Annotated in this window: 11 protein-coding genes; 8 read left to right on the top strand and 3 right to left on the bottom strand. The window is 37.7% G+C overall.

Translation table 11 applies throughout. From position 1 onward, the window contains the following. Positions 1 to 76: 76 nt before the first annotated feature. From KBP50_RS10540 to KBP50_RS10530, 3 genes are all read left to right on the top strand, one after another. Positions 77 to 1,828 (top strand): ABC transporter ATP-binding protein, encoded by a 1,752-nt coding sequence (locus KBP50_RS10540; RefSeq protein ID WP_050352594.1) that lies wholly within the window; start codon positions 77 to 79, stop codon positions 1,826 to 1,828. A 16-nt stretch (positions 1,829 to 1,844) separates the two neighbouring features. Then, positions 1,845 to 3,686 (top strand): ABC transporter ATP-binding protein, encoded by a 1,842-nt coding sequence (locus tag KBP50_RS10535; RefSeq protein WP_050352595.1) that lies wholly within the window; start codon positions 1,845 to 1,847, stop codon positions 3,684 to 3,686. A 565-nt stretch (positions 3,687 to 4,251) separates the two neighbouring features. After that, positions 4,252 to 4,917 carry a potassium channel family protein gene (locus KBP50_RS10530; RefSeq protein ID WP_050352596.1) on the top strand — a complete coding sequence of 222 codons (666 nt, stop codon included), beginning with the start codon at positions 4,252 to 4,254 and terminating at the stop codon, positions 4,915 to 4,917. A 196-nt stretch (positions 4,918 to 5,113) separates the two neighbouring features. Here the strand turns inward: KBP50_RS10530 and rnjA are convergent, their stop codons facing one another. Both rnjA and KBP50_RS10520 read right to left on the bottom strand, forming a co-directional pair. Further along, complete coding sequence (gene rnjA / locus KBP50_RS10525) at positions 5,114 to 6,781, bottom strand: ribonuclease J1 (RefSeq protein WP_050352597.1); 1,668 nt, start codon at positions 6,779 to 6,781, stop codon at positions 5,114 to 5,116. Between the two features lie 3 nt (positions 6,782 to 6,784). Next, positions 6,785 to 6,994, bottom strand: coding sequence for a DNA-dependent RNA polymerase subunit epsilon (locus KBP50_RS10520; protein ID WP_050352598.1), 210 nt, complete (start codon positions 6,992 to 6,994; stop codon positions 6,785 to 6,787). Positions 6,995 to 7,557: 563 nt separating this feature from the next. On the opposite strand from KBP50_RS10520, the gene KBP50_RS10515 reads away from it, so the two are divergent. Beyond that, positions 7,558 to 8,331 carry a Cof-type HAD-IIB family hydrolase gene (locus tag KBP50_RS10515; protein WP_050352599.1) on the top strand — a complete coding sequence of 258 codons (774 nt, stop codon included), beginning with the start codon at positions 7,558 to 7,560 and terminating at the stop codon, positions 8,329 to 8,331. A gap of 444 nt (positions 8,332 to 8,775) precedes the next feature. On the opposite strand, the gene def is transcribed toward KBP50_RS10515, so the two are convergent. Further along, positions 8,776 to 9,327, bottom strand: coding sequence for a peptide deformylase (gene def / locus KBP50_RS10510; protein ID WP_050352600.1), 552 nt, complete (start codon positions 9,325 to 9,327; stop codon positions 8,776 to 8,778). Between the two features lie 250 nt (positions 9,328 to 9,577). Between def and KBP50_RS10505 the strand changes: the two genes are divergently transcribed. From KBP50_RS10505 to KBP50_RS10490, 4 genes are all read left to right on the top strand, one after another. Beyond that, entirely contained in the window at positions 9,578 to 10,267 is a 690-nt protein-coding gene (locus KBP50_RS10505; protein WP_050352601.1) for a YkyA family protein, read from the top strand. 1,168 nt (positions 10,268 to 11,435) lie between these two features. Then, positions 11,436 to 12,479: a pyruvate dehydrogenase (acetyl-transferring) E1 component subunit alpha gene (gene pdhA / locus KBP50_RS10500; protein ID WP_199690222.1), complete on the top strand. Its 1,044-nt coding sequence runs from the start codon at positions 11,436 to 11,438 to the stop codon at positions 12,477 to 12,479. A 3-nt stretch (positions 12,480 to 12,482) separates the two neighbouring features. Continuing rightward, positions 12,483 to 13,460 (top strand): alpha-ketoacid dehydrogenase subunit beta, encoded by a 978-nt coding sequence (locus KBP50_RS10495; protein ID WP_050352603.1) that lies wholly within the window; start codon positions 12,483 to 12,485, stop codon positions 13,458 to 13,460. A 25-nt stretch (positions 13,461 to 13,485) separates the two neighbouring features. Next, on the top strand, positions 13,486 to 14,760 hold the full coding sequence (locus tag KBP50_RS10490) for a dihydrolipoamide acetyltransferase family protein (protein WP_050352604.1): 1,275 nt from the start codon (positions 13,486 to 13,488) through the stop codon (positions 14,758 to 14,760). The last annotated feature ends 4 nt before the right edge of the window (positions 14,761 to 14,764 follow it).

Below are 14,764 nucleotides of genomic sequence, written 5' to 3'. Positions count from 1 at the left end.
TAGCAAAACAGTAGAAATTTATTTCGAAACCCGTTATATTATATGTTATGAATTAAAACTTAAGGGAGGAACATGCGTGGATTCGTTTAAAAAACTAAAGCAGTACTATTGGCCTTACAAGAAATATTTTTTACTATCCTTATGCTTTTTGTTTTTTGTAACGGTGATTACAGTAATTTACCCGATCATATTACAGCAAACGATTGACCGGGTAGTGTTAATGGATCGCTATGAGTTAATTCCGTACATTTGCGCCTTGTTTTTATTTTTGATGATTGGCAAAGGTTTCGCTACTTTTTATCATCAATATTTAGGCGACTTGTTTGGTATTACAGCTGTATATAAACTACGGGACGGTTTATATCACAAACTGCAGCGGCTATCATTTACGTATTATGATAATGCGAAGACAGGAGATATTATGTCACGATTAACAGCTGATGTGGAAGGGTTTCGTTTTTTCCTTTCTTTTGGATTTGCCGAACTGTTACGGATAGTATTACTGATAACGATTAGTTTAGGAGTTATGTTTTATTTTTCTGTTCCCCTTGCTCTTGTAACTATGGCTGCTATGCCTTTTCTCGCCATTATCGTATTTCAATTTGATAAACGTGTTCATCCTGCATTTCGGCTTATACGACAGTCTTATGGAAAGCTGAATACACGTGTACAGGAAAATATAAGCGGAATGCATACAGTAAAGTCACTGTCGCGAGAGGACTTTGAAATTGGTCGTTTTGCTCACCGTAATGATGCGTACAGGCAACACTATTTACACACCTCTTTTATATGGTCAAAATATTTTCCGTTAATGGAATTTATCGGTAACTTTTGTGCGGTTGCCTTATTGGCATTCGGTGGCTACTTAGTGATAGATGGTCAATTATCTCTTGGGGCATTGGTCGCGTTTTTTAGTTTAGTTTGGTATATTATGGGTCCACTAATGAATTTAGGGTTTGTAATTAATCAGTTTTCTCAAGCAAAGGCTTCTGCTGAACGTCTCTTAGAAATATTGGAAGCAAAAGAGGATATTGTTGAAGCAAAACAAGCTATTACAGAACCAATTCAAGGTCATGTCACATTTCAAAATGTAACGTTAACATATGTAGAAGAGGATGACGCTGCACTAAAGGATATTAGCTTTGATGCGCCTCCTGGAAAGGTTATCGGACTAATTGGCTCAACAGGTTCTGGTAAAACGAGCATTACCCAGCTGATTACAAGATTTTATGAGCCGCAGTCAGGAGATGTATTCATTGATCAAAAACCAGTATCAGACTATCAACTGAAAGCATTGCGTAAAGAAATTGGCTTTGTCCTACAGGAACCATTCCTATTTTCTACGACGATTCGTGAAAACATTGCTTATGGAAATCCAGATGTATCTGATGAACAAGTTATCGATGCTGCCAAACGAGCGCAAGCACATGAGTTTATTATGAAAATGCCAGATGGTTATCAGACATTGTTAGGTGAACGCGGAATGGGGCTGTCAGGCGGTCAGAAGCAACGCATCGCTATCGCGAGAGCAATTTGCATCAATCCTAAAATTCTAATCCTTGATGATGCAACATCTGCGGTGGATATGGAGACAGAATTTAGGATTCAAAAAGCTTTACGAGAAGTAATGAAAGGCAGGACATCATTTATTATTGCGCACCGAATTGCTTCGTTAAAACATGCAGATGAAATTCTTGTGTTGGAAGATGGAAAAGTTGTGGAGCGAGGTACACATGACTTTCTCATTAAAAATGAAGGGCCGTATCAACGTATTTATGATATTCAGTACCAGGATAGAGACGAGATTATGAAGCGCCAACATGCGTAAAAAGGAGGTGGATAAAATGACAAAAGATAAATCGTCCCAATCGAAAAGTAAACATTTACAACGATTTCATTATACACAAGATCAAGCGATTGAAAAACCATTTAACTGGAAGCAAATGTTACGTCTTCTTGCGTATTTAAAGCCTTATGCGAAAACATATTTACCGGCCGCAATTATAGCGATGCTCATATCGACAGCCGTTCGGCTAATCGTGCCAATTTTAATTGGAAAAGTAGCTATTGACGTAGCTATCAATGAACAAAATGTAACGATGCTAACGTATTTAGTTGTAATTATTGGAATTTTATACTTTTTAAGTTATGCGGGCAATGTGTTTCGAATTAAGTGGGTAAATATTTTAGGGCAAAATGTTATTTATGACATTAGACAGCATTTATTTTCACATGTCCAACGGCTGTCTCATCGTTTTTTTGATTCCCGTTCAGCTGGATCAATTTTAGTTCGAATCATGAATGATATTAACTCACTACAGGAGCTATTTACCAACGGAATTATTAATTTGCTTATGGATGTAGTCACACTGGTAGGAATTATTGTTATTTTGTTTGTGCTTAGTCCTAAGCTAGCGTTGGCAATCATGGTTATTTTGCCGCTTATGTTTTATTTGACAACAAAGTTGCGCCGGATGATTCGCCGTTCGTGGCAACAAGTGCGTATTCAGCAGTCACGTATGAATTCTCATTTAAATGAGGGATTGCAAGGAATGCGTATCACGCAATCGTTTTCTCAAGAGGAGGAAAACAGTGAGTACTTCCACGGAGTGAATAGAGATAATTTTTTGAGCTGGAAGGAAGCAACAAAAAAGAGTGCCATGTTTCGGCCATTTGTAGAATTAAGTAATGCAATCGGTACGGTTATTTTAATCTCCTACGGCGCATACTTAATTTTGCTTGGTGAAAACAATGGAGGTATTGCGATTGGAACGTTCGTTTCATTTGCTTTTTTTGTGGGGATGTTTTGGGAGCCAATATCGCGCTTAGGGCAAATGTACAATCAAATGCTGATGGCAATGGCGGCTTCTGAGCGTATATTTGAGTTTTTAGATGAGCAGCCAAACGTACAGGAAAAGAAGGATGCTTATGTGTTTACTGATATGAAAGGAGAAATCGTTTTTGATAGGGTAGGCTTCTCTTATGATGAAGACCGTATCGCTTTATATGATATTTCTTTAACCATTCAGGCAGGAGAAACTGTTGCCCTAGTTGGGCATACGGGAAGTGGAAAGTCAACGATTGCCAATTTAATTAGCCGATTTTACGATCCAACAAAAGGAAAAGTCAAAATTGATGGATATGATTTACAAGAAGTGCAATTAGATAGTTTACGGCAAAGCATTAGTGTTGTTTTACAGGATACATTTATTTTTTCAGGTACCATTATGGAAAACATTCGCTTTGGACGCCCGGAAGCTTCAGACGAAGAAGTAATCCAAGCAGCAAAAGTGGTTGGCGCTGATGAGTTTATACAACGTATGGTCAACGGCTATGAAACGGAGGTAGAAGAGAGAGGAAATATTTTATCAGCTGGAGAGAGACAATTATTGTCCTTTGCAAGAGCTTTGTTAGCAAATCCTAGAATCTTAATTCTCGATGAGGCTACAGCGAGTATTGATACAGAGACAGAAGTTAAAATTCAAGCAGCTTTAGCTAAACTGTTAAAAGGCAGAACTGCCATTATTATCGCCCATCGTTTATCTACAATCCGTGAAGCAGATACGATATTCGTTCTAGAAAATGGATGTATTTTGGAAAGCGGAAATCACGATAAATTAATGAAACAAGGTGGAGAATACTATCGATTGGTGAAATCACAATTTCAAATGTTGGATGCGATCTAGCATTAGGAGGCGTAAAGTCTCCTTTTTTGTTGTATAGGAACCTATAAAATGAGGTGCTTGTGGACTGCGAAATAACCGAATAGTCACGTCCGGCTTCATCACCCAGCAACGATGCGACTTTAGAAATGTGCCCTCCGATAAGGCATCATTGGTTCGTCCCTAAGAGGAAGACCGACTAATACGGGCTTGCCGCCCAGACGTCGGCATACCCCTGTTTTTAGTGGCATGCGTGATTCCTTTATCCCGTAAAAAGGCGTTGTAGACTCCCACTTCAAGAATGGAATCGGTGAGCTAAACAAGTCGAAGCGGGAGGTAACAGCACCTAAATCCCCGATTCGTTCAAGGGCCTTTAGGTCATACCCTGGTGGTACTAACCATCAGCGGGGATGGAAGAAAACCCCGCTGATGGAAGGTTCACTTTATCTTTCGTTGATTCGTTCCATTCACTACGTTGCTAAACAGGCACCCCGCGCGTTTGTTCCTAGGTTTTTTTAGTTATGAAATATGGTAGAACTTCCATAACTGTGATAAGCTATGAACAAAGACGAAACATGGAGGAACTAGGATGAAACGAGAATTTGCAGTAATAGGTTTAGGTAGGTTTGGAGGAAGTATTTGCAGAGAGCTAAGCATGGAAGGGATGGAAGTGCTTGCTATAGATAATAATGAGGATCGAATTAATGAATTTAAAAATATTGCTTCTCATGCAGTAATCGTTGATTCAACAGACGAAGCCTCTTTAAAAGAATTAGGGATAAAGAATATCGACCATGTTATAGTCGCGATTGGAGACGATATTCAAGCAAGTATACTAACAACGGTTATTTTAACCGATTTAGGAATCAAGAAGATTACGGTGAAAGCTCAAAATGATTATCATGCTAAAATCCTTAATAAAATAGGCGCAGATCAAGTTGTGCATCCGGAAAGGGATATGGGAAAGCGGATTGCCCACAGCATTATTTCCAATAATATATTAGATTACTTAGAGTTATCGGATGACCATAGTATAGTCGAAGTAAAAGTTGGGGAAAAAATGCTAGGGAAAACATTAGTAGAATTGGATATTCGGGCTAATTATGGTTGTAACGTCGTGGCTATCAAGCATGGTAAAGATATCAATGTATCTCCTAGTGCTGATCACCGTTTTGCAGAGGGCGATATTTTAATCGTTATTGGTGCAGATAAAGATATATCACGATTTGAAAAGCATTTAGTAATCGAGGAATAAAAAGAAAGCTGTGCTAAAGAGGTATCCACTGAACATAGCATTGGCGGGATTGTATGATGTTAACTTATCGCTGAGAATGGGAGAGATATGTTATTAAATGCATGAATATAAAAACCCGTTATCTGTCAATTATTAGTCAATAATAACAGTTTTCGAATTCATAACAAAAAAACAGCCAGCTGGCTGTTTTTTCTTTTTAAACTTCCATGATAATAGGTAAAACCATGGGCCGACGTTTTGTCTTTTCATAAAGAAAAGGAGCGATTGTATCGGTGATTTCATTTTTAATCTCTGACCATTGCGTTGTTTTACGTTCCATCACTTTAGCTAGATGAGCGGCGACTAATTTTTGTGCTTCGTTAATTAAGTCCTCTGATTCTCTCATATACACAAATCCACGTGAAATGATGTCGGGACCTGCAGATATTTTAAACTCTTTCATGTTAATACTTACAACTACAATAACTAATCCTTCTTCTGAAAGTATTCGACGATCCCGGAGGACAATATTTCCTATATCACCAATTCCGTTTCCATCTACATAGACCGAACCTGAAGGGATTTTTCCGGCAATTGTAGCTGTATCCTTTCCAAGTGCTAAAACATCTCCATTGTCCATGACAAAGCAATTGTCCAAGTCTACATCACAAGCATCTGCCAATTTAACATGTTCTTTCAGCATTCGATATTCACCATGAATTGGCATAAAGAATTTTGGTTTGATTAAACGCAACATGAGCTTTTGTTCTTCTTGACTGCCGTGACCAGACGTATGAATATTCGTTAGCTTGCCATGAATGACATCTGCGCCTGCTCGATATAATTTATTGATTGTCCGGCTGACACTAATTGTGTTTCCAGGGATTGGGGATGAAGAGAACACAACTGTATCGCCAGGGATAATTTGAATTTGACGATGGGTACCATTGGCAATTCTTGAAAGAGCAGCCATTGGTTCGCCTTGGGATCCAGTACATAAAATGGTTACTTCTTGCGCTGGGAGACGGTTTATTTGATTGGCGTCAATAAACGTATCCTTTGGTGCTTGAATATAACCTAATTCTTGCCCAAGGTTAATGGCGGATTCCATACTCCTACCGAATACAGCTATTTTTCGATTGTTTTTCACAGATGCTTCTACTACTTGCTGTAATCGATAAATATTTGAAGCAAAAGTTGCAAATATTACCCTACCGTCAACTCTGCTGAAAATATCTTTTATGTTTCCTCCAACCACTTTTTCGGACATCGTAAACCCGGGAACTTCACTGTTCGTACTATCTGATAAAAGACAAAGCACACCCTCATTTCCAATTTCTGCCATCCTTGATAAATTAGCGGGCTCTCCAACAGGAGTGAAATCAAACTTAAAATCTCCAGTATGAACAATATTTCCTGGTGGAGTTTTCACTACAATACCATAGGAATCGGGAATGCTATGAGTCGTTCGGAAAAAGCTAACGGATGTTTTTCGGAATTTAATAATATCGTCTTCTTGTATCGTTAATAATTTTGCATTTCTTAATAAACCGTGTTCTTCTAACTTATTTCTGATTAATCCTAACGCAAGCTTACCAGCATATATCGGCACATTAATTTCACGGAGAAGATATGGGATTCCCCCAATATGATCTTCGTGTCCGTGAGTAATAAATAATCCTTTAATTTTGTCTTGGTTCTGTACAAGATACGTATAATCAGGGATCACGTAATCGATGCCTAGCAATTCATCCTCAGGGAATTTAATTCCTGCATCGATTAATACGATCTCATCTTGAAATTGAACGCCATACGTATTTTTTCCGATTTCTCCTAAGCCACCTAGAGCAAAGACGGCAGCCTGATCATTTTTTACGAATTTCATTGTTTAGATTTTCTCCACGTAAAAATCTTCGGATTGTTTTTCATATGCTAAATGTGCTTCATCCAGTTCATGAATATATTCAATGTTATACTTGCGTTCATTTATTTTTGCTCTAACTGCTCTTACAGAATCACCTTCTACATAGGCACTTTTCGTACGTTCTCGAACTGGAATTTCATCAGCCAGTTCCTGATATAAAACTTTGTAAATCATCTCATCTCTCCTTGAATAGTTTCGTTGTTTATTATTTTTATCCTTTTGAACACGTATTTAATGAGTTACCCGACACAAGAATATATGATAAAGGTATCCTCTTTTTCCGAATAGCGTAGCTTTGTCTTTTTCATGAACTTTATGGTACCTTTAGTATGTGATTGGGTAAATTAATCATTGGTAGTCTTTTTACAAGTAGTTGGTACACGTCCTCGGCCTAAAAAGTCTTTCCAGCGTTTCTTGAGCTTTTCTCTTAGACGCTTTAGCATGACGTGTCATCTCCTTTCTTTATATTAAGAAAAGCAATAAAAACATCTACCGATCCAATCCCTCTTATCTATAGTATAGTATGACTTGAGGAAATTTGAAATAAAAATACGCTTTTTCTTAAAAATAATTTCTCATCGCTGTGATAAAAATAGGTAAAGAAAAGATTTAATTCTCCTTTTTTAATGATTTTATAAGCAGCGACGAACGTTTTACAACAATACGATTTCCGATTATTACTATGCTTAGTTTTTACATTAAGGTTTATTTTATACACTAGAAAAGGGGAAATACGCATGCATGAGAAAATGGTTTTTTTGGATATTGACGGCACAATTCTGACCGCAACAAATGAAATTCCGGGCTCTACTAAGGAAGCAATTAAAAAAATGCAAGATAATGGGGTTTATGTGGCAATTGCTACTGGAAGAGCCCCGTTTATGTTTGATCATATTCGGGAAGCATTGAACATTCAATCCTTTGTCAGTTTTAATGGGCAATATGTTGTGTTTGAAGGCGAAGAGGTTTATAAAAACCCAATTAAAGAAGATGATCTTTTTCGGTTAAATCAAGCAATAACAGAAAGGAAATACCCCATTGTATTTTCAAGCCATCAGCAGATGAAAGCTTCTGTGTCAAGACACCCATTTATAGAAGAAAGTTTAAAAAGTATGGATTTCGGTTATCCGGAAGTTGATCCGAATTTTTATCAATCCGGACCAATTTATCAAGCACTACTTTTTTGTAAGCAAGAGGAAGAAATGCAATTAGCAGACCAGCATCATACGTTAGACTTTATACGTTGGCATGAGTATTCATGCGATATTATTCCAATGGGCGGATCGAAAGCCATAGGTGTTCAAAAATTAATGGAGGCTAGCGGGCTAGCAGTTGAAGATACCTATGCTTTCGGAGATGGCTTAAACGACATGGAAATGCTCAAGGAAATTGGTACTGGTGTAGCAATGGGGAATGCCATTGCTGATTTGAAGCAGGTAGCAGATTATATAACCGATGATGTGGACAAAGATGGTCTTGCAAAAGGGCTTAAACATTTTGCTTTAATCTAAATGGTTAGGAACAAAGGCGCGGGGCGCCCGTTTAGCAACGTAGCGAATGTAACGAATCAACTAAAGATTTAGGAATCATGCCACTAAAAACAGGGGTATGTCGACGCCTGAGCGGCAAGCCCGTTTTTAGTCGGCCTTCCTCTTAGAGGCGAACCGATGATGACTTATCGGAGGGCGCATTTCTAAAGTCGCATCGTTGCTGGGCTCATGCGCCGGACGTGGCAAATCGGTTATTTCGTTATCCCCAAGCGCCTATATTTATACTTTGTATGAAAAAACAACTCTATTAACTTATCTAACTCATTTATTTTAGACAGTATTTTAAGAATCTAAACATTATAAAGCAAAAGTTTTTTCATGATAGATGGTGGCTCGCGCTCTAGGCGAGCCATGCTGGTTTCTTATCTTCGAATAAAAAACAGCAGCCGTTTCAGCTGCTGTTTTTTATTCTACAGGTTTTGCATTCTCTGGTATAAAGTAGGGGTTTTGTTTATTAATATGATCGTAAAACATGATTCCATTTAAATGGTCTATTTCATGTTGAAATACGATAGCGGCATATCCTTTTAAACGTAATTTAATAGCTTCCCCATCCATAGATATAGCCTTTATGGAAACTCTGGCATGCCTTGGAACATATCCTTCCACATTTCTGTCAACAGATAAACAACCTTCTCCAGATGGAAGATAAGCTTTTTCTACAGAATGACTGACGATTTTTGGGTTAGCAAGACCATAACTATATTTTTTTCCATTCCCATCTTCAAAATGAACAGCTATCAATCGTTTATTTATACCTAGTTGAGGAGCTGCTAAACCAACACCAGCACGGAGCTGATATTTTTCTGCTATCTCTTCATCTTGACTGTTCTTTAAAAATTGCAACATGTCTCCAAGTAATTGTTTATCAGTTTCAGTTAAGGGTATTGTTACTTCATCAGCGACTGTTGTTAATGAAGGGTGACCTTCCCGTACGATATCTTTCATAGTAAGCATTGTACCACTCCCAATTTTATATCCATCTTTCCAATGAATATTTTATCATATTTATGCCTGTTTCATCATAATTTGCTATAGAATATAGCTATTTCTATAATCTTTTTTCATGAAAGATCATTATTTCTAGTGTTCTATTTTTTTTTACGACGTTATTGAGATCATCGTTTCATTATTTCTTCTTTTGTACAAGCTGATTTATGTTATACTATTAATCGTATATTTGATTTAAAGGTGTAGGAGGTTAATAATGTCAATAAAAAAGTCTGTAATCATTGCATTAGGATTCATGCTTTTATTTATAATAACTGCGTGCAGTAATGAAACACCCGAGGAGAAAATACAAAACCATTTGGAAGAAGCAGTCACTTTAGAAGAAGGGTTTGAAAAACAGCAAAGTAAAATAACAGATTTGGAGAAGAAAGAGCAGGAACTATATAAGGAAATTATGGGTCTTGGCAAAGATGAAATGGATGAAATTAAAAAGCTTGCTGACCAAGGAATTGAAACAGTTGATAAGCGTTCTGAAGCAATAAAGAAAGAGCAGGAAAGTATCGAGAAAGCAAAAGAAGAATTTTCCAATACAAAAGAAATTATTGCAGATCTAGAAGGAAAAGAAGTAAAAGAAACAGCTGAAAAAATGATTAAAACAATGGATCAGCGTTATGATTCGTATGGTAAGTTAAATAAAGCTTATAATAATGCTTTAAAGTTGGAAAAAGAAATGTATGAATTATTATCGAAAGAAGACTTAAAACAAGAAACGTTAACTGAAAAAATAAATGCTATTAATAAAGCTTACGAAAAAGTGATTGAGTCAAACGAAGCCTTTAATAAACATACAAAAGCCTATAATGAAATGAAAAAGGAGTTTTATGAACAGACAGGCATGAATGTTACATATGAAGGTGAGTCAGACAAGAAACCAGAAGATAAGTAAGTGGATTGAAAAGAAGCCTGGACATAAGCAAATAGTATATAAAAAAAGCCGAACAATCAAATTTAATATGCTCCCCTTAAAGTAGACAGATTAAAAAATAAAAATCTGTTTTCCTTTAAGGGGAGTTTTTTTACACTATAGGAAAGCTGTGCTTGATTATTTGTCGGAAGATTATTCCTATAAAGAAGTTGTCTTGAAAGTATCTGATTTCAAGTAATTTCGTGCTCAATGAGTGGATAAATAAGTATAATGATCATAGATAATTAAAAGACACGAGAAAAGGGAGAGCACGTTCTATGACGAAAGGAAGAAAACCATTTGGGAGGAAAAAATGGAGATAACTGGTTACTGCTTGGAGCACGGAAAAGATATCAAGGAACTGCTGATAAATATAGACTTTCATACCAACGGGTTTATCCCGTATATAAGGTGCTGTTCCCACTTCAAGAGTTGGATAAAATCTGTACTGCAACGAGTCTAAACGGGAGATAACAGCACCTAAATGCCCTATTTCGTTAGAGACCTTTAGGTCATACCATTACGGTACTAATAAGCCGTGGGGGATAAATGAAAACCCTCACTGATAGAAGAATCACTTTATCTATGGGTGAAAAAGTACGAAACAAAAGGGGAGAAGCTTTAAAGGTTAATCGGGAAGGAGCTCTAAATTCATGTTTAAAGCAAAAAATTCTTTTAGGTCAATTAGTAATACAGATGTTAAAATGAACTATAACAGAAACATAGAGAAAGCGTTTTTATAGAGGGGGGTGTTTTTCGATTTATGTAAAAATTAATTAAAGAAAACAAAGTGTTTGACCACTAAGAAGAATTGAGCTAGAATTTATATGAAAAGAAATTGTACTAATGATAATTTGCTTTTTTATGTAACAGTTTTGTAACTGTTTATCGGGTGTATGTACGTACAGAAAGAGAACACAAATATAGCCCCTTACTATCTGAAACAGAGCAAGGAATTGTAAATTTGTGTGCTCTTCCTTTGGGCATTCACTTATAGATTTATCTTAAGCAAAAAAAGGGAATACCTTTAAAAGTACAGTTTTTTTCTGATTTTGGGTAGGCTAGAAATGATAATATGAAGATGGATACAGAAAGGAAGAGGTGAACTATTTTGAAACACGTACTAGAGAGTGTTGAAAGTCAGTTCGAAATGTTCCAAATTCTTAACGAAGATGGAAAGATTGTCAATGAAGAAGATGTACCTGATCTTTCGGACGAGCAGTTAAAAGAGCTTATGCGTAGAATGGTTTACACACGAGTGCTGGACCAGCGTTCGATTGCTTTAAACCGTCAAGGTCGTTTAGGATTCTATGCACCAACAGCAGGACAGGAAGCTTCCCAATTAGGAAGTCAATTCGCACTTGAACAAGAAGATTTTCTATTGCCAGGATATCGTGATGTACCTCAATTAATTTGGCAAGGTTTACCATTATACCAAGCGTTCTTATTCTCTAGAGGACACTTTCACGGCAACCAGATGCCTGAAGGCGTTCATGCAGTGAGTCCACAAATTATTATTGGTGCACAATATGTACAGGCTGCTGGAGTCGCTTTAGGCATGAAAAAACGCGGCAAGAAAAATGTGGCTGTTACGTATACTGGTGACGGTGGTACGTCACAAGGTGATTTTTATGAAGGAATTAACTTTGCAGGCGCGTATAAAGCACCAGCAATTTTCTTTGTGCAAAATAACCGTTTTGCTATTTCCGTTCCAGTAGAAAAGCAAACAAACGCGAAGACATTGGCACAAAAAGCTGTTGCAGCTGGGATTGAAGGTATCCAAGTAGACGGTATGGATGTACTTGCTGTTTATGCAGCTACAAAGCATGCAAGAGAGCGAGCAATTAATGGGGAAGGACCAATGCTCATTGAAACATTGACATACCGTTATGGACCACATACAATGGCTGGCGATGACCCAACTCGTTACCGTACGGAAGATTTAGATAATGAGTGGGAAAAGAAAGATCCACTTGTTCGTTACCGTAAATATTTAGAATCGAAAAATCTATGGTCTGAAGAAGAAGAGAACAAAGTGATTGATCAAGCAAAAGAAGAAATTAAACAAGCGATTAAGCAAGCTGATCAATATCCAAAACAAAAAGTTACCGATTTAATGGCAAATATGTATGAAGAACTTCCATATAACTTGCAGGAGCAAATGGAAGAATATAAAGAAAAGGAGTCGAAGTAAATCATGGCACAAATGACAATGATCCAAGCCATTACAGACGCACTACGCACAGAGCTAAAGAATGATGAAAATGTGCTTGTTTTCGGGGAAGATGTCGGTAAGAATGGTGGCGTGTTCCGTGCTACTGAAGGACTTCAAGCTGAGTTTGGTGAAGAGCGTGTATTTGATACACCTTTAGCTGAATCAGGTATCGGCGGTTTGGCTATTGGTCTTGGCTTGCAAGGCTTCCGACCTGTTCCTGAAATTCAATTCTTCGGCTTCATATATGAAGTGATGGATTCAATTAGTGGACAAATGGCACGTATGCGATATCGTTCCGGTGGTGTCCATCATTCACCTATTACCGTACGTGCACCATTTGGTGGTGGGGTTCATACTCCTGAACTTCATGCGGATTCTTTAGAAGGTTTAGTTGCACAGCAGCCTGGATTGAAGGTTGTAATTCCTTCCACTCCTTATGATGCAAAAGGGTTGCTCATTGCTTCTATTCGTGATAATGATCCGGTTATCTTTCTAGAACATATGAAACTATACCGTTCTTTCCGTGGTGAAGTTCCTGAAGAGGAATATACAATTGAATTAGGAAAAGCGGACGTTAAGCGTGAAGGTACAGATGTTACATTGATTGCTTATGGCGCAATGGTTCATGCTTGTCTTAAAGCAGCAGATGAACTAGCTGAAAATGGTATTAATGCTGAGGTTATTGACTTACGTACTGTATCACCACTTGATATTGAAACAATTATTGAATCGGTTAAGAAAACAAATCGCGTTGTCGTGGTTCAAGAAGCTCAACGTCAAGCAGGTGTTGCTGCGAATGTGGTAGCAGAAATACAAGAACGTGCAATTTTACACTTAGAAGCTCCTGTATTGCGTGTTACTGCTCCAGACACCGTTTATGCATTCTCAGAGGCAGAAGAAGTATGGTTACCGAATCATAAAGACATCGTAGAAAAAGTAAACAGTGTGATGAACTTTTAATTAAGAGACAGGAGGTAAAATTTTTATGGCTTTCAATTTTAAATTACCTGACATTGGTGAAGGGATTCACGAAGGTGAAATCGTTAAGTGGTTCGTCAATGAAGGCGACGAAGTAAAAGAAGATGATGTTTTGTGTGAAGTGCAAAACGATAAAGCAGTTGTGGAAATCCCATCACCAGTTGATGGAACTGTGACAAAATTGCATGTAGAAGAAGGAACAGTAGCAGTTGTAGGTGATACAATAATCACTTTTGATGCAGAAGGCTACGAATCAGATGATGAGGAAGAAGCAAGTGCGGACGCTAAAGCTGAAGAAACTCCAGCTAAGGAAACGCAAGCTGAAACCGCTGATGCTGCATCAGCTGAAGTCGAAGAAGATGATGATACGCGTGTAATCGCAATGCCATCAGTAAGAAAATATGCACGTGATAACGGGGTTTCGATTACTAAAGTTACAGGTACAGGTAAAAATGGGCGTATTTTAAAAGAAGATATCGATGCTTATCTAAGTGGAGATCAGCCAGCTGCTAAAGCAACTGAGGCAAAAGATGAAGCAGCACCGAAGAAAGAAACTGCTACGGCAGCAACAGCAGGTGACTTCCCTGAGTCTCGTGAAGCTATGAGTGGAATCCGTAAAGCAATTGCGAATGCAATGGTTAATTCTAAAACGAAGGCTCCTCATGTAACTTTATTGGATGAAGTTGATGTGACAGAATTAGTTGCTCATCGTAAGAAATTTAAAGCAGTCGCTGCAGAACAGGAAATTAAGTTAACGTACTTACCGTATGTTGTTAAAGCTCTTGTTTCTGCTTCGAAGAAATTCCCAATGATTAATGCTTCTGTTGATGATGAAACAAATGAAATTGTTCATAAACATTACTACAACGTTGGTATTGCTGCAGATACTGATAAAGGTCTGCTTGTTCCGGTTGTTAAAAATGCAGATCGTAAGTCCATTTTTGAAATCTCTAAAGAGATTAATGAATTGGCAGAAAAGGCTAGAAGTGGTAAACTATCACCTGAAGAGATGAGTGGTGCATCAAATACAATTACGAATATTGGTTCAGCAGGTGGACAATGGTTTACACCAGTGTTGAATTACCCAGAAGCGGTAATTCTAGGTATTGGACGCATTGCAGAAAAACCAGTAGCTCGCGATGGAGAAGTTGTAGTTGCACCTGTACTTGCATTGTCATTAAGCTTTGATCATCGCATTATTGATGGAGCAACTGCTCAGCATGCTCTAAATCAAATCAAGCGATTATTAAGCGATCCACAACTAATTATGATGGAGGCGTGAGTTT

It is taken from the genome of Virgibacillus pantothenticus, assembly GCF_018075365.1.
In the GTDB taxonomy this organism is placed as follows: Bacteria; Bacillota; Bacilli; order Bacillales; family Amphibacillaceae; genus Virgibacillus; species Virgibacillus pantothenticus.
Note: the sequence above shows the minus strand (reverse complement) of the source record. Positions and strands in the feature narration are given on the sequence as shown.